Below are 15,858 nucleotides of genomic sequence, written 5' to 3'. Positions count from 1 at the left end.
CCATGGCTCTGATGATTACCGACGAATGCATCAACTGCGACGTCTGCGAACCGGAATGCCCCAACGGCGCGATCTCACAGGGCGAAGAGATCTATGAGATCGACCCCGACAAATGCACCGAATGCGTCGGCCACTTCGACGAACCGCAGTGCCAGCAAGTCTGTCCGGTGGACTGTATTCCGGTGGATCCCGGCCACCAGGAAACCCACGAGCAACTGATGTCGAAGTTCCTCAAGCTGACCGGCAAGGCCTGACGAGGGCCTGAGTAGGCCACACGGGGGCCGACTCGTGTCATCGCCCGCGCGGAGCGCCTTGCAGCGCTCCGCGCGGCGCGCATCGCGGCACGCTCAGGCTGCGGCGCGCTCAGCCGCCTGCGCCTTCCGGCCCGCCGGAGGCGCACCGAGCGCAGCGGCAACGCCATCCTGCAACACAGCGAGTTCATCGAGCAGCGCACACACCGCCTGCTCGCTCTGCTTGAGTTCCTCGACGCGGTTCTCCAGCGTGTCCGTCGCCTCATGGATGCGCTTGACGCTCTCCAGCCTGCGCTTGAGCTGGATCTGATACTCACGCACCTGCGTCTCCAGCGGCGACATCACCGCCCGCAACCACTGCTCGACGTCGCGATTGGCCACCTCGAAGGTGCGCCGCGCCTGCACTGCCACGGTCTCGAAGAATTTCTGCGTCAACGCATGCTTCTCGGTCGTCACCAAGGTCAGCGCGGTATTGAGCTGACGATCGAAGGCCGCCTCCAGGCGCTCGAGCTCCTTCTCGTAACGCAAGGTCGAAAAGCTCTCTGGAGCACTCAGCTTCAGCCCGTGCTCCACACTGAAGCGCTTGTACATGCTGTCAAGCATGCGCGTGATCTCGCCGATCTCGGTCGTGGAGCGCTGCAGGTTGGCCCGCAGGTTGCGGAAGTACCCTTCCATGGCGTCGCGCAGGCCGCGCGTGAAGGAGGACTCCAGCATCGCCTCCCGCGTACGACGGGTTTCATTGCGCAGCGCATCAAGCCCCATGTGTGCGAAAAGGTTGTTGGTGAGATCCGAAAACACCGAGCGCACCGCGTAGTACTTCTGCAAGCCCTGCTCGAACTCTTCCTTCTCGCTGCGGATCTTGCGCATCATGTACTCGATCACGCTCTGATTCTTGCCGCGCAGATCCGTCAGTTCCTGCAGCTGTTCGCGCAGGCTCGCCAGCCTCGCCTCGAGCAGGGTACGCGTGCAGGCAGCGACTTCACCCGTCTCGGCAAGGGTATCGTCACGGACGATTTCCTGGCGTGCAGGCAGCACGTCCTCCGCAAGCGCGCGCTCGAGTTGCGGGATACGGCTGCGTTCGAGCAGCGCGGCGTCATTCTGGATGCGCGCGACGAGCCCTTTTTGCGCAGACACCGGGAACACCGCCTCCCGCCCTACGCCGAGCGTTGCCGCCACGGCGTCGATCTGACGTGAAATCTCACTCTCGATACGAGCATCGTCGCGCAATCCGTCCCACAGGCCGTCGATCTTGTTGAGCACCACCATGCGCCCGTGCTGGCGCGCGCCGCCAGCCCGCACATAGTCGCGCCAGATCGCGAGGTCGCTCTGCGTAACCCCGGTGTCGGCAGCGAGGATGAACAGCACCGCGTGCGCATTGGGCAACATGGAGAGCGTGAGCTCGGGCTCAGCCCCGATCGCGTTGAGGCCCGGCGTGTCGAGCACCACCAGCCCCTGCTCCAGCAGCGGGTGGGGAAACTGGATGAGGGCATGGCGCCAGCTCGGGATCTCGATCCGCCCGTCAGCATCGGGCGCGATACCCCCCTTGCCCTCCAGATCCACAGCGAAACCGAGCGCGGCCGCCTCCTCTGCGCTCACCTTCTCGGTCTGCCCTACGCGCGCGAGCGCAAGCTGCAGTTCGGCAGTGTCTGCAGATTCGAGCGGCAGCACCACCCATTCCTCGGGGTAGCGCTTGAGTTCGCTCACCGGCGTGCCGCGCGCCCGGGTGCGGATCGGCAGCAGGCGCAGCTCCGGCGTTGCGCCCTTGGTCCATTGCAGTTCGGTGGGGCACATGGTGGTACGCCCCGAACTGGAAGGGAGGATGCGGTCCCCGCGGTCCGCGAAGAAGACCGCGTTGATCAGCTCGGACTTGCCGCGTGAGAACTCCGCGACGAACGCCACCGTGAGCCGGTCGTCGTACAGACGCTCGAGCAGGTATTGCAGCCGCATGTCGGACTGCGCATCGCCAACATCGTTGCGCGAGAGCCAGGTGCGCAGACGGCTCACCGCCTCGGCGGCATGCATGCGCCAGCGCCCGTAGGCGGAGAACTGTTCAGTCAGATCGGTCATCGGCTGCTCACCTCTGCGTCGTCGCGGCAAATGCGCCCGTGAATGGAGGAACCACGAGGGGCGGAAGATTCCGCGTAAATATATCCATTGAACCATACCTTCATCTCTGGCGCGCTTCCGTGCGAAATTGCACGCCCCCGGCGCACCCGCGACTCAGCCGCGGCGCTGGCAATGTGGACAGAGGAAGGTCGAACGCTGCGCACTCAGGATGCGCCGCACCGGCCGCGCACATACGCGGCAGGGCTCGTCTTCGCGCCCATAGACGAAGTATTGCTGCTGGAAGTACCCGGGCCTGCCGTCGCCGCCGACGAAGTCCCGCAAAGTGCTGCCGCCAGCCTCGATGGCAGCCGAGAGGGTTTCGCGCACCGCTTCCGCCAGTCGCGCGCAGCGTCGCGGCCCGAGCCGGCCTGCCGCCTCCAGCGGGTGGATCCTGGCCCGGAACAGGCTTTCGGATGCGTAGATGTTGCCCACACCGACGATGCGATGGCTGTCCATAAGCACGTGCTTGATCGGCGCGCGCAAGCCGCGCGTGCGGCGATACAGCCAGCCGCCTTCGAAGCCGTCGCCCAAGGGCTCGATTCCCAGCCTGGCAAGCAGCGGATGCACAGTGGCATCCCCCGCTTGCCAGGCCACCAGTCCGAAGCGGCGTGGGTCGCGCAGGCGCAGCGCCTGCGCGCCGAACACGAAATCAACGTGATCGTGCCGCCCCGGAGGCTCGTTCGCAGGCACCACCCGCAGGCTACCCGACATGCCCAGGTGAACGATCACCGTGCCGCTGCCAAAGTCGAAAAGCAAATACTTCGCCCGTCGCCAGACGCGCTCCAGCCTGCGCCCCGCCAGAATGGAGGCAAGCTCGGCCGGCACCGGCTGGCGCAGGTTGGCATTGCGCACCACGAGCCCACCGAGCACCCGCCCTTCGGCGTGGGGCCGGATGCCGCGGCAGGTGGTTTCGACTTCGGGCAGTTCGGGCATAGCAAGGGCTCGGGGCAGGGTTCTCGGGCGCCCGCGCCCGCACGCCGAAACGACAGCGGAGCGGGCACCGGCACAACAGACAGCGAAGCTGCGTTGCCGACGGGTTGCAGCCATGGCATCGATCTGCATACCATGGTGCGAAACGAATTCTAGTCGAGCCGCTCCAAGGCAGGACAGCGCCGCGCCGCGGACGCTTCTCCAGCCTGCGGCTCAGCCGCAACCCCCACACGTCGTGCGGACCCCTTTTCATGAAGATTCAGCTTTCCCGCCTCGCCCGCTCGGTCTGCCTCGCTCTGGCACTGAGCACCAGCGGCAGCGCCCTTGCCGCCAATGGCGATCCGATCGGCGGCCCCCTGCCCGCGCAGGAACTTACCCCGCGTACGCTCTACCATTTCCTGCTCGCCGAGATCGCCGGCTCACGCGGCCAGATCGGGCTGTCGGCCCAGCTCTATCTTGATCTCGCACGCAGCACGCGCGATCCGCGCATCGCCCGCCGTGCGACCGAGATCGCCATGTACGCACGCAACCTGCAGATGGCGCGCACCGCGGCAGGCATCTGGGCGGAAGTCGCCCCCGAGTCGGAAGAAGCACGGCGCGTGCTCGCAAGCATGGAGGGCCGCGAACACGGTGACAGCGTCAACCTCGACGCCGTGCAGATCCAGCTCGCACGCGTGCTGGCGCAGTCGAGCGAACGCCTGCCGCAGAACCTGCTCGGCCTGAATCGTGCATTGGCCCGCGTCCCGGACAGGCAGGCCGTACGAAGCATCGTTCAGCGGCTGACCGAGCCCTACCTCGACGCTCCGGAAGCACACATCGCTCGCGCCCAGGCCGCCCTGGGCGCGCAGGACGCCATGGGCGCGCTGGCGGGAGTCGAGCGTGCGCTCGAGCTGCGCACTGGCTGGCCTCCTGCGGTGCTGATGAAGGCACAGATCCTGCAGCAGGCTGGCGCACAGGACGAGGCCCTGGCCCACTTGCAGAAGGCTGTGACGGACGCCCCCGACGACCGCGAGCTGCGCCTGGCATGGGCGCGAAGCCTGGTGTCGGCTCAGCGCTACGTGGAGGCGCGCGATGAGTTCCGCAGCCTGCTCACGGGCACGCCGGGAGACGCCGAACTGCTCTATGCGGTGGCTCTGCTGGCCGTGCAACTGGGAGACCCCGCCGACGCCGAGATCCACTTTGCCCGCGCGCTCGCAGCCGACTATCCGCGTCCGGACCTGGTTCGCCTGCACATGGGCCAGATCTCCGCCGACCGGGGCGACGGGGAAGCCGCACGCAAGTGGTTCGACGAGATCAGCGACCTCGACCTGCGCCCCGAAGCTACCATCCGCAGCGCGCTCAGCCTGGCCCGTGAGGGGCGGATCGACGAAGCCCGCGCCCGGCTTCAGGGCGAAGATGACGAACCCGAGATCCTGCGCCGCTATGTGCTCACCGAAGTGCAGATCCTGCGCGATGCCGACCGCAGCGGTGAAGCGCTGCTCGTCATCAATGAAGCCCTGCGCGAAACGCCCGACGACACCGGCCTGCTCTACGAAGCCGCGATGCTGTCCGAGCGACTGGACCGCCTCGACCTGATGGAGTCGCGCCTGCGCCGCGTCATCGAACTCGACCCGGAACACGCACACGCCTACAACGCGCTCGGCTATTCGCTCGCGGACCGCAGCTTGCGCCTCGAGGAGGCCGAAACCCTGATCGTGCGTGCGCTCGAGCTGCTCCCCGACGACCCCTTCATCCTCGACAGCCTGGGCTGGGTGCGCTTCCGGCGCGGTGACACGCCGGGCGCCCTGAGCCACCTTGAGCGCGCATACGGCATCCGCCAGGATGCCGAGATTGCCGCTCACCTTGGCGAGGTCCTGTGGTCGGCGGATCGCCGAGAGGACGCGCGGCGCATCTTTGCCGAAGCACTCATCGCGCACCCGGAAAACCGCGTGCTGCGGGAAACCATGGACCGCCTGGGGGCGCAATGACGCTGCAAGTCCCCCGCAACGGGGCCGCCGCAGTGCCGGCGCGCACGATCGCCGCCATGGCCGCGGTGGCGCTGCTGTCGGCCTGCGCCCCGGTCGAGATACGTGAAGGCATCACCGTAGCCGCGCGCGCTGCAGCCCCGGCCTTCCTCCTCGAGGGCCGGATTTCGGCCACCGATGGCCGGCAAGCCGCAAATGGCGGCGTGGCTTGGCAGCACACCGCACGGACGGACCACCTCACCTTGTTCAGCCCCCTGGGCCAGATCATCGCGCGCCTGGAGAGCAGCGCCGACAGCGCGACTCTCACGCGGGCGGACGGCACCCAGCACACCGCCCCAGACGCCAACGCCCTGCTGCCCGAGCTTCTCGGCATCGAACTGCCCGTAGCACGCCTCGCAAGCTGGGTGCAGGGCGCCCCCGGAGCGTTCGCCGAGGTGCGCGCGCACGACGCGGCCGGCCGCCCGCTGCTGGTCATCGACCAAGGCTGGCGCATCGACTACCCTGGCTATGCGGACGAAGGTCCGCAGGCGCTGCCCGCACGGATCGACATCTCGCGCGGAGAAACGCGCCTGCGCCTGGTCATCGATTACTGGACGCTTCCGCAGTGAACGCCACACCCCCCGACATCCAGGCACCCTACCGCCTGCTCGGCTGCCCTGCGCCAGCGAAACTGAACCTGTTCCTCCACGTCGTCGGCAGGCGCGCAGATGGCTACCACCTGCTGCAGACCGCATTCCGGCTGCTGGACTGGGGGGATACGCTCGACTTCACGCAACGCGCGGACGGAAACATCGTCCGTGTCACTGAAGTGGCGGGCGTTCCTGCCGAGCAGGATCTGGTCGTGCGCGCGGCGCGCCTGTTGCAGCAGCACACGGGCTGCACGCTCGGCGCAGACATCGCGCTGCACAAAGCGCTGCCCATGGGCGGCGGCATCGGCGGCGGCAGTTCTGACGCGGCCACGACGCTGATCGCACTCAACCGCCTGTGGAACACTGACCTGAGCCGGGCACGCCTGCAAACGCTCGCCCTGCAACTGGGCGCCGATGTGCCGATGTTCGTGTTTGGCCGCGACGCATTTGCCGAGGGAGTGGGTGAGGTCCTGCAGCCGCTGGAACTGCCGCCCGCCTGGTACGTGATCCTGTCGCCCGGAGTCCAGGTGCCGACGGCGGAAATTTTTTCTTCCCGGGACTTGACGAGAAATACCACTCCCATCAGAATGGCGGACTTCGCAGCAAGCACTACCCGGAACGACCTGCAGCCTGTGGCCTGCAGCCATTACCCGGAAGTGCGCAAGGCGATCGACTGGCTGGCGGCCAAAGCGCCGGCCAGAATGACAGGCTCGGGTGCCTGCGTGTTTGCAGAGGTCGACTCCGAACAGGAAGCCGACCGCATCACGAAACTTTGCCCGCCAGCGTGGAGCGCTTGGAAGGCGAAAAGTCTGACTCGCCATCCGCTTTACGGTTGGCTACAATAGCGCCCGCTTCGTCAGCAGATCGTTTTTGCAGGCGAAAAGGTTTCTTGGGGAGTCGCCAAGTCGGTTAAGGCACCGGATTTTGATTCCGGCATTCGAGGGTTCGAATCCTTCCTCCCCAGCCAGATGACGACGGGCAGGCCATGAGCCTGCCCGAGTCGTTTCTGCGCGACGGCTTTTATTCGCGCGTCGTTTTAACGGCTTCGGAGTAGCTGAAATGCCCCACGGCAGCCTGATGGTCTTCACCGGCAACGCCAACCCCAAGCTTGGCGCCGATGTGACGCGACGTCTGGGTATCTCCCTCGGTTCGGCCACCGTCGGCCGCTTTTCGGACGGTGAAGTCAACGTCGAATTGCTCGAGAACGTGCGCGGCAAGGACGTCTTCGTCCTGCAGCCCACCTGTTCCCCGACCAACGACAACCTGATGGAGTTGCTGGTGCTGGTCGACGCGCTGAAACGCGCTTCCGCGGGCCGCATCACCGCAGCCATCCCCTACTTCGGCTACGCCCGCCAGGACCGCCGCCCGCGTTCGGCTCGCGTGCCCATCACGGCCAAGGTCGTCGCCAACATGCTGCAGGCAGTGGGCGTCCAGCGCCTGCTGACGATGGACCTGCACGCCGACCAGATCCAGGGCTTCTTCGACATCGCGGTCGACAACGTCTATGCCGCACCGGTGCTGCTCGCCGACCTCGACAAGCAGAAATACGACGATCTGCTCGTCGTTTCGCCCGACGTCGGCGGCGTGGTGCGCGCGCGCGCCTTTGCCAAGCGCATGGAGTGCGACCTGGCGATCATCGACAAGCGCCGCCCCAAGGCCAACGTGTCCGAAGTGATGAACATCATCGGTGAGGTCGAAGGCCGCACCTGCGTGATCATGGACGACATCGTCGACACCGCGGGCACGCTGTGCAAGGCGGCTGCAGCGCTCAAGGAGCATGGCGCCAAGCGCGTGCTGTCCTACTGCACGCACGCCGTGCTGTCAGGCGCTGCCGTGTCGCGCATCAACGATTCGGCGCTCGACGAACTCGTCGTCACGGACACCATCCCGCTGCGCGAAGACGCCAAGGCCTGCAACCGCATCCGCCAGGTCTCGGTGGCTTCGCTGCTCGCAGACACCATCCTGCGCATCAGCAACGAGGAGTCGGTTTCCTCGCTGTTCATGGAATAAGTATTTTGCCCGTCCGGCCTTGCGCCGGATGGGCTCTCACCGTCCTCGCCTGGTCGCGGGCTGGGACACTCATCACTCAGGAGCAACACAATGCAGATCGAATTCAAGGCCACCAAGCGTGACGCTCAAGGTACGGGTGCGAGCCGCCGCCTTCGTCGCGCAGGCCAGCTGCCGGGCATCATCTACGGCGGTGCGGGCGAAGTCAGCCTGATCACCATGGATCACAACGAGCTCTACCACCTGCTGCGCAAGGAAGCCTTCCACGCCTCCGTGCTCTCGATCGACGTCGAAGGCAAGAAGGAATCGGTGGTGCTGCGTGACTCCCAATGGCACCCGTTCAAGCAGCAAGTGCTGCACCTGGACTTCCAGCGCATTGCCGCCGGCGAGAAGATGCACCTGAAGGTGCCGCTGCACTTCTCCGGCGACGACGTCAGCCCTGCCGTCAAGCTCGGCGGCTGCATGATCTCCCACGTGATCAACGAAATCGACGTCCAGTGCCTGCCGAAGGATCTGCCCGAGTTCGTCACGGTCGACCTGTCGGCACTTGAAGCTGGTGCATCGGTGCACCTGTCGCAGGTCAAGCTGCCCGCCGGCGTCGAGCTGGTGCAGCATGGCGAAGGCGACCCTGTCGTGGCGACCGCCCTGGTGGTCAAGGGCGCTGCTGCTGAGGGCGAAGCCGAAGGCGAGCAGGCCTGAGCCTATCCGTCGCGCTGACCCGGATCACCGAGACCGACCCCGATGAGCAACGCGTTCGCACGCCCGCCTCGTCTGATCGTTGGCCTCGGCAACCCGGGTGCCGAATACTCCGAAACCCGGCACAACGCCGGGTTTTGGTTTTGTGAGCGACTCGCCGACAAACTCGGCACACGCTTCTCGCACGAATCCCGTTTCCACGGCTTGGTCGCCAACGCACGCGAAGCTGGTATGTGGCTGCTGATGCCGCAGACCTTCATGAACCGCTCCGGTCAGGCCGTCGGCGCGCTCGCGCGCTTCTACCGCATCGAACCGGCCGAAATCCTCGTCGTACACGACGAACTCGACATTCCCCCCGGCCAGTTGCGCCTCAAGTTCGGCGGCGGCCTCGGCGGCCACAACGGTCTGAAGGACACCTCCGCCCACCTCGGCACGAATGACTACTGGCGCCTGCGCATCGGTATCGGCCATCCGGGCGACCGCAACGAGGTGGTCAACTTCGTGCTCAAGCCCGCGCGACGCGAAGAGCAAGGGCAGATCGACGAAGCGATTGCCAAGGCGCTCGCCCTGTGGCCGCAGATCATGCGTGGAGAGCTCAACGCCGCGGCAACCAGGCTGAACGTCCGCCCCGCAGCACCCAAGCCGCCCAAACCATCTCAAGCACCGAAGCCCACCAAGGCACCCGACTCGCCAGCCGCGGACAATACCGGCGCCGACAACTGAGCGCCTGCGCCGACCCCTGCCCGCTCAGTACCCGACCGCCGCCAGCGCGCGCAGCGGTCCGACACGACGGATCGACTCGATCTGCTCCGGCTGACGTGTGTACAGTGTTCCGCCAAAGCACACCGCGCTCATCGAGATGCCCTCGAAGTGCTCCTGACTGCGGGGCAGCATCAGCAACCAGCCATCGGATACCAGCAGATTACAGGCTGGAAGCAGCCCATCCACGCCAGGCTCCAGGTCAAGCGCCCTGCATGCGCGAACGTAGGCCGCATGCATGCTCGCCGCAGCCTCGTGTGCCACCTCACCCTGACCGCAGCGCACGCGCACGAAGCTGTGCTTCATCGGCAGCGCAGGATGTACCGCAACGTCCTGTTCCACGACCGAATCAGGCAGCGCTGCCGCAAAGAGGCGCAGGTTCGCATTGCCTTCAGCAGGCGGCATCCACTGCACATGCTTGTGGCGCTGGCTGGCGCCAGCGGCCGTGCCCCCGTTGTAGAGGCCGATCCCGCCCGCCTCGGCCATGATTTCGGCAAGCGCGGCAAAGTCGCTGCGCGTCAGCGGCAGCAACTGCTCTTCGAACGTCCGTCGCGCCAGCACCAGATGCCCTTCGCAGAGCGGAAACTTGTTCAGGATTGCCACATGCGCATCACCTACCGGGCCAACCGTGAGTTCGGGGTCCGGGTTCAGGAAGGGGTTGAAGTTCGGATCGCGCGGCCCGCCCGGGATCGCAACCTCCTCTCCGCCCCGGCCCGCCTCTCTTTCCCCCGCAGCCAGCGGACGCTTGGTCGCATCCTTGGCTGCCAGCGAGGACACCCAGCGCACGATGAAGCGCATGCCAGCATCCTCGAGTTCAATCTGCTCGGCCTGTACCGGCTGCAACGCACCCGACGCCAGCGCGCTCCTGCTGCGCGCATCGATGGCCGCGATCCACTTGCTTGTCATCCGGTCCGTCTCCTGTTCGTTATTGGGCAAATGTAGGAGGCCCCATTGTAGGCCGGAACCACACCTGAGACCCCCAGGGCCGACACGCAACGGCAATCCGCTCGGCGGTGCAGAGCCTGTTTGGCGCCCCCGGGCGGGCACACCCTTTGGAGGCGCACACTGCGTCACGGTACAATCCCGGGTTTCCCCACACCGGATCAAGGGCGTAGCCCAAGACAAGGCTGCACGCGCACCGGAACGATCAAGGATTCACATGAGCCTGAAATGCGGAATCGTCGGCCTGCCCAATGTTGGCAAGTCGACCCTCTTCAATGCGCTGACCAAGGCCGGCATCCAGGCCGAGAACTACCCCTTCTGCACCATCGAGCCCAACGTCGGCATCGTCGAGGTGCCCGATCCGCGCCTTGCCGCGCTGTCCGAGATCGTCAAGCCGCAGAAGATCCAGCCCGCCATCGTCGAGTTCGTTGACATCGCCGGCCTGGTCGCAGGCGCCTCCAAGGGTGAAGGGCTGGGCAACCAGTTCCTCGCCAACATCCGCGAGACCGACGCCATCGTGCATGTCGTGCGCTGCTTCGCCGACGACAACGTGATCCACGTGTCGGGGAGCGTCGATCCGATCCGCGACATCGAGGTCATCGACACCGAGCTCGCGCTCGCCGACATGGCCACGGTAGAGAAGGCGCTCAACCGCTACAAGCGCCCCGCCGCTTCCGGCGACAAGGAAGCCAAGATCCTCGTCGCAGTGCTCGAGAAGTGCTTCGCCCAGCTCGACCAAGGCAAGGCCGTGCGCGCGCTCGACCTGTCGAAGGAAGAATGGGCCAGCCTCAAGCCCTTCTGCCTGATCACCGCCAAGCCGGTGCTCTACGCCGCCAACGTCGCCGAGGACGGCTTCGAGAACAACCCGCACCTGGACGCCGTGCGCGCCCATGCCGCCACCGAAGGCGCCGAAGTGGTCGCGCTGTGCGCGGCGATCGAGGCCGAGATCGCAGACCTCGAGGACGCCGACAAGAAGGAGTTCCTCGAGACCATGGGCCTGGAAGAGCCCGGCCTCGACCGTCTGATCCGCGCCGGCTACAAGCTGCTCGGTCTGCAGACCTACTTCACCGCTGGGGTGAAGGAAGTGCGCGCATGGACCATCCACGTCGGCGACACCGCACCGCAGGCCGCCGGCGTCATCCACACCGACTTCGAACGTGGCTTCATCCGCGCCCAGACCATCGCCTTCGACGACTTCATCCAGTACAAGGGCGAGGCCGGCGCCAAGGAAGCGGGCAAGATGCGCGCGGAGGGCAAGGAGTACGTGGTCAAGGACGGCGACGTGCTCAACTTTCTGTTCAACGTCTGACGATTTTTGCTGGATCTCTGTGGCGCTCAGTAGCGCTTGGTGGACAGGTTGGTCCATTTGAAATCAATGGGTTGCGTAAACAATACAGTCTGCTGAGCGTTCCTATTGTTCATCGAGGTCTGGAAAATTCGGGGGTAGCGTTGGGGGTACTCGTGTTCAACCGTGGGGGTACTTTTCCCCGCAGTGGAGTCCAACGATGCCCGAAAACCTACTCACCGACCTCAAGGTCAGGTCGGCCAAATCGACTGATCGAGACTGGAAACTTTCAGACGGCGGGGGCTTGTTCCTGCTGGTCAAGCCTACTGGCGGCAAGCTCTGGCGGTGGAAGTACCGCCTGCAAGGCAAGGAGAACCTCTTTGCCATTGGCGGCTTTCCTCAAGTAAGCCTTGCGGATGCACGTGCGGCCCGAGAGAAGGCGCGTGCCCTGGTCAAGCAAGGCATTCATCCTGCGCATGAGCGGCAGCAGGTCAAGCGGCGCAACCTCGAAGCGCTGGAAGAACGCAAGCGCGCTCGTGAAAGCTCGTTCGCCAAGGTGGCGAAAGCGTACCTGGCGGAGATCAAGCCAGTCTTTGCGCTCAGTTCCTACCGCACGAAAGAATCCCGCATCAGGAAGTACCTGTCGCCCAAGTTCGATGGGATGCCAATGAGCGACATTGGCGTGAAGCAGATTCGCCCGCTGCTGGAGGAGTGCAAGTTACACGGTGCGTGGGCGGCCATTCACGTCAAAGGCGATCTTGCGGCCATCTTCGAGTTCGCGGTGGTGCGGGGTCTGGTCGAGGCCAATCCTATTCCCAGTCTTCGCGGGCTGCTGCGCGTGCCGTTCAGCGAGAGCAAGGCCGCGATGACGCGAGAGCAAATCCAGAAGTTCTATCAGGAGTTGCGCGGCTACCGGGGCTATCCGGAAACCTCGTTGTGCCTGCGGCTGATTGCGCTGACTGCCTGCCGTCCAGGGGAGGCGGCGGATGCCGAGTGGGACGAGTTCGACTTTGAGGATGCCTTGTGGCGTCGGCCTGCGGCGAAGATGAAAGCGCGACGTGACCATGTCAGCCCGTTGTCGGCGCAGGCTATTGCCGTGCTGAAGGATTTGCAGTGCATCACGGGTGGTGGACGCTATCTGTTCCCACACCGGAGCGGCAAGGGCTTCACCACGCCCAATCGGCTGACCTACGCGATGCGAGATATGAACCTGGGCCGGGGCACCACGCCGCATTGCTGGCGGACGACCTTTTCGACCTGGGCCAACGAGAACGGATACCGGCCTGATGCAATTGAACGGCAGCTTGCCCACGTGGAAAGCAACAAGGTGCGGGCGACGTACAACAAGGCGCTGCTGCTGGATCAGAGAAGGACGCTGTTGCAGGACTGGGCGGACTATCTGAGTGCCGCGGAGGGCAGTGGCACGGTATAGGGGCAACTTCGCCGGGTGTTGCAGAACGAATGGACAGATGCGGTCTTTTCCTTTTCTGGGTAGGGCCGTTGCCCCTTGGGTGCCGTTCCCTTGCCCTTTGCCTTCGCCCAGGGATGGTCGCTGGAAATGGGGTAAAAAATGGATTAAATGGGGTAATTATTTATTTATTGCCCCTTTTATATTCATGTTGTTCATTTCCTTTTTGGTCGGCCATACCAGCCTCCCACGACAGATCCAATGTTCAGGAAATGAGGTAATCAAACACATAAAAGAGGTATTTTTAGAGACAATACCCCATTTAAGAGCTATGATTACCCCATTTACACAGCCTGGCTTACATTTCTATGCACTCGCTCACACCCGAGTACCTTGCCGCGCTTCGCTTCGATGGCACTCAGGCCGCCACGTTGCGCACACTGGGCGAGTACCAGGGTAAGCAGCAACTCTACGCTGCGCAGTCACCCGAAGCCCTCAAGGGGCTACGCCAGATCGCGGTGGTGGAGTCCACCGAGTCATCCAGCCGGCTGGAAGGCGTTGTCGTCGCACCCTCGCGGTTGAAGTCTCTGGTTATCCGCAACGCAACGCCAAAGAGCCGTTCCGAACAGGAGATCGCCGGCTACCGTGACGCCCTGGCGCTGATCCACGAGTCTGCCGCGCACATGCCCTTTAGCGAGGGCGTAGTGCTGCAACTGCACACCCTGCTGTACCGTTACATGCCGCAGGCGGGCGGGCGCTGGAAGGCTACCAACAACGACATCATCGAGCGTCACCCAGACGGCACGTCGCGTTTGCGCTTCCAGCCAGTTGCTGCGCACCTCACACCCATGGCAATGGCCGATCTGACCGGGCGCTACGCCACTGCGCTGGACCAGCACTTGGCCGACCCGTTGGTACTGGTGCCGCTGGCGATGCTCGACTTCCTGTGCATCCACCCTTTCCCGGACGGCAACGGTCGCATGTCCCGCTTGCTGACCTTGCTGCTGCTCTATCACTTCGACTATGCGGTGGGCCGCTACATCAGCCTGGAACGCATCTTCGAGGACACCAAGGAAGGCTATTACGAGACGCTGGAAGCCAGCTCGCAGGGCTGGCATCAGGGGCAGCATGACGTCAAACCCTGGCTCGACTATTTCTGGGGGGCCTTGCTACGGGCCTACCGTGAATTCGAGGAGCGTGTCGGCACCATCGAGCGGGGACGTGGCAGCAAAGGTGACCGCGTGCGCGCGGAAGTCCTGGGGCGCACTCTGCCATTTTCTATTTCCGAAATAGAAGAAGCCTGCCCGGGCGTGAGCCGTGACATGGTTCGACTAGTGCTGCGAGCGATGAAATCAGAAGGCTTGATTGAATCGACGGGTAAGGGGCGAGGCGCGAAGTGGCTTCGCACCAATCAATCGGGTGAGAAATGAGTACTCAAAGAAACATCATCAATCATGGCATCCGCGACAACCATACTCGCGGCAAGGTCGCCGACTTCCTGGCCGAGAAAATGGTCGCGGGCAGCCAACTTTCCGTGGTGTCTGCCTACTTCACCATCTACGCCTACGATGCGCTGTCCAGTCAGCTTGACCAGATCGATCATCTGAACTTCCTGTTCGGCGAACCCCGCTTCATCGCTTCGCTCGACCCGGACAAGACCGACAAGAAGGCTTTCAAGATCGAAGACGAAGGACTGGAATTGGCCAACCGCCTGCAACAGAAGGAAGTTGCTCGTCGCTGCGCTGCATGGCTGCGCGACAAGGTCGATATCCGCTCAGTCCGCCAGGCCAACCTCCTGCACGGCAAGCTCTATCACATTGACGATGGCCGACGTGAACATGCGCTATTGGGCAGCTCAAACGTAACCGTCCGAGCAACCCCGTAGTTCCCGGTCAGTGCTGAATCATCGATCGTTGCGTCTCCGAAACTCACTTCTGGAGAGCGACGACGATGGAGCAGGAGAGACTGATGGCGCAGGCGGAGCTACCGGCTCAGCGCCGTGGCGAGGTGGCCGTACAGCGGCGCGTACACCGGGACGATGCATTCTGGCGCGCGCATGAGCAGCAGCGGCGTCGGCAAGGCTTGAGCATTCCGCAGTATTGCCAGGCCACCGGCCTGGCGCTGTCGACGTTCCGCCACCGCATCAACCGCCTGGCCGCTGCCGAGGCGGCGCCGGCGGTGGGCGAAGCCGGCGGTCGCTTCATCGCGCTCGCGCAGGCAGCCCCGAGGGTGCAATCCGATACGGTGGAGCTCGAAGTGGTGCTGCCCGAATCGATGACGCTGCGTCTGCATGGCGCGGCTGCGCGGCAGGTGCTCGATCGCGTGCTGGCGCGACTCCCGTGATCCTGTCCTCGGCGATCCGTGCCCACGTCTATAGCGAGGCGGTCGACATGAGGAAGTCGATCGATGCGCTCGCGCAGATCGTGTCGCGCTGCATGGGCATGAACCCGCTCTCGGGCCAGGTGTTCGTGTTCATCGGCCGGCGTCGCGACAAGGCCAAGCTGCTGGTGTGGGACCGTCATGGGTTCTGGGTGCTGTACAAGCGCCTGGAGCGCGGGCGTTTCACCGACCCCGCGCGGCTGTCGGGTGACGGCCTGGCGATGAGCGAGTTGCTGGCCTGGCTCGATGGCATCGATCTGTCGCGAACACGCCGCCTGGCGCCGGTGGCGGCCAGCGTCGTGGGGTAAATCGCGGCTGCGTGGGCAATCGGTGATTCACCGCATTCACCCGAGGTGCCGGTGCTGGCATTCTTTGATCTATGAACCTGCCTGTCCCGATCGATCGCGCCAGCCTGCCCACGGAGCTTGCTCCGCTGCAGGATCTGGTGCTCGAACTGGGGCAGCAGATGCAGGCGATGCGTGCGCAGTTCGACGCCCAACTC

Annotated in this window: 16 protein-coding genes and 1 tRNA gene; 14 read left to right on the top strand and 3 right to left on the bottom strand. The window is 64.6% G+C overall.

Features of this window, described 5'->3' with window-relative positions:
- The first annotated feature begins 2 nt into the window (after nt 1–2).
- Nucleotides 3–254, top strand: a complete 252-nt coding sequence (locus tag ACUH78_RS07530) for a YfhL family 4Fe-4S dicluster ferredoxin (protein WP_418365223.1) — start codon at nt 3–5, stop codon at nt 252–254.
- Between the two features lie 93 nt (nt 255–347).
- On the opposite strand, the gene ACUH78_RS07525 is transcribed toward ACUH78_RS07530, so the two are convergent.
- Both ACUH78_RS07525 and mutM read right to left on the bottom strand, forming a co-directional pair.
- A complete protein-coding gene (locus ACUH78_RS07525) occupies nt 348–2,318 on the bottom strand; it encodes a dynamin family protein (RefSeq protein WP_418365224.1) in 1,971 nt (656 codons plus the stop codon).
- A 153-nt stretch (nt 2,319–2,471) separates the two neighbouring features.
- Nucleotides 2,472–3,290 carry a bifunctional DNA-formamidopyrimidine glycosylase/DNA-(apurinic or apyrimidinic site) lyase gene (gene mutM / locus ACUH78_RS07520; RefSeq protein WP_445333198.1) on the bottom strand — a complete coding sequence of 273 codons (819 nt, stop codon included), beginning with the start codon at nt 3,288–3,290 and terminating at the stop codon, nt 2,472–2,474.
- Nucleotides 3,291–3,538: 248 nt separating this feature from the next.
- Between mutM and ACUH78_RS07515 the strand changes: the two genes are divergently transcribed.
- From ACUH78_RS07515 to pth, 7 genes are all read left to right on the top strand, one after another.
- Nucleotides 3,539–5,254 (top strand): tetratricopeptide repeat protein, encoded by a 1,716-nt coding sequence (locus tag ACUH78_RS07515; RefSeq protein WP_445333199.1) that lies wholly within the window; start codon nt 3,539–3,541, stop codon nt 5,252–5,254.
- Nucleotides 5,251–5,859, top strand: coding sequence for a lipoprotein insertase outer membrane protein LolB (lolB, locus tag ACUH78_RS07510; RefSeq protein ID WP_445333200.1), 609 nt, complete (start codon nt 5,251–5,253; stop codon nt 5,857–5,859). Before ACUH78_RS07515 ends, lolB begins: the two co-directional genes overlap by 4 nt.
- On the top strand, nt 5,841–6,725 hold the full coding sequence (gene ispE, locus ACUH78_RS07505; protein ID WP_445333207.1) for a 4-(cytidine 5'-diphospho)-2-C-methyl-D-erythritol kinase: 885 nt from the start codon (nt 5,841–5,843) through the stop codon (nt 6,723–6,725). Before lolB ends, ispE begins: the two co-directional genes overlap by 19 nt.
- Nucleotides 6,726–6,770: 45 nt before the next feature.
- Nucleotides 6,771–6,847 (top strand) — tRNA-Gln (locus ACUH78_RS07500).
- Between the two features lie 92 nt (nt 6,848–6,939).
- Complete coding sequence (locus ACUH78_RS07495; RefSeq protein ID WP_002931055.1) at nt 6,940–7,890, top strand: ribose-phosphate pyrophosphokinase; 951 nt, start codon at nt 6,940–6,942, stop codon at nt 7,888–7,890.
- Nucleotides 7,891–7,980: 90 nt separating this feature from the next.
- Nucleotides 7,981–8,586 carry a 50S ribosomal protein L25/general stress protein Ctc gene (locus ACUH78_RS07490; protein WP_418365228.1) on the top strand — a complete coding sequence of 202 codons (606 nt, stop codon included), beginning with the start codon at nt 7,981–7,983 and terminating at the stop codon, nt 8,584–8,586.
- A gap of 42 nt (nt 8,587–8,628) precedes the next feature.
- Entirely contained in the window at nt 8,629–9,306 is a 678-nt protein-coding gene (gene pth / locus ACUH78_RS07485) for an aminoacyl-tRNA hydrolase (protein ID WP_418365229.1), read from the top strand.
- Nucleotides 9,307–9,330: 24 nt separating this feature from the next.
- Here the strand turns inward: pth and ACUH78_RS07480 are convergent, their stop codons facing one another.
- Nucleotides 9,331–10,248 (bottom strand): ATP adenylyltransferase family protein, encoded by a 918-nt coding sequence (locus ACUH78_RS07480; protein ID WP_445333201.1) that lies wholly within the window; start codon nt 10,246–10,248, stop codon nt 9,331–9,333.
- Nucleotides 10,249–10,501: 253 nt separating this feature from the next.
- On the opposite strand from ACUH78_RS07480, the gene ychF reads away from it, so the two are divergent.
- The 6 genes from ychF to tnpB all read left to right on the top strand — a co-directional run bounded on the left by ychF (nt 10,502) and on the right by tnpB (nt 15,664).
- Complete coding sequence (gene ychF / locus ACUH78_RS07475) at nt 10,502–11,593, top strand: redox-regulated ATPase YchF (protein WP_418365231.1); 1,092 nt, start codon at nt 10,502–10,504, stop codon at nt 11,591–11,593.
- Between the two features lie 196 nt (nt 11,594–11,789).
- Nucleotides 11,790–13,001, top strand: a complete 1,212-nt coding sequence (locus ACUH78_RS07470) for an integrase arm-type DNA-binding domain-containing protein (protein WP_445333202.1) — start codon at nt 11,790–11,792, stop codon at nt 12,999–13,001.
- Between the two features lie 344 nt (nt 13,002–13,345).
- Nucleotides 13,346–14,407, top strand: coding sequence for a Fic family protein (locus ACUH78_RS07465; RefSeq protein ID WP_445333203.1), 1,062 nt, complete (start codon nt 13,346–13,348; stop codon nt 14,405–14,407).
- A complete protein-coding gene (locus ACUH78_RS07460; protein WP_445333204.1) occupies nt 14,404–14,862 on the top strand; it encodes a phospholipase D-like domain-containing protein in 459 nt (152 codons plus the stop codon). Before ACUH78_RS07465 ends, ACUH78_RS07460 begins: the two co-directional genes overlap by 4 nt.
- A gap of 65 nt (nt 14,863–14,927) precedes the next feature.
- Complete coding sequence (tnpA, locus tag ACUH78_RS07455; protein WP_510497557.1) at nt 14,928–15,320, top strand: IS66 family insertion sequence element accessory protein TnpA; 393 nt, start codon at nt 14,928–14,930, stop codon at nt 15,318–15,320.
- The gene (gene tnpB, locus ACUH78_RS07450; RefSeq protein WP_418362628.1) at nt 15,317–15,664 is read left to right on the top strand and encodes an IS66 family insertion sequence element accessory protein TnpB; all 348 of its coding nucleotides are present in this window, start codon (nt 15,317–15,319) and stop codon (nt 15,662–15,664) included. Before tnpA ends, tnpB begins: the two co-directional genes overlap by 4 nt.
- Nucleotides 15,665–15,858: the final 194 nt, after the last annotated feature.

It is taken from the genome of Thauera sp. ZXT1-4 (genome assembly GCF_052598215.2).
This window is presented reverse-complemented; position numbering and strand designations above follow the sequence as displayed.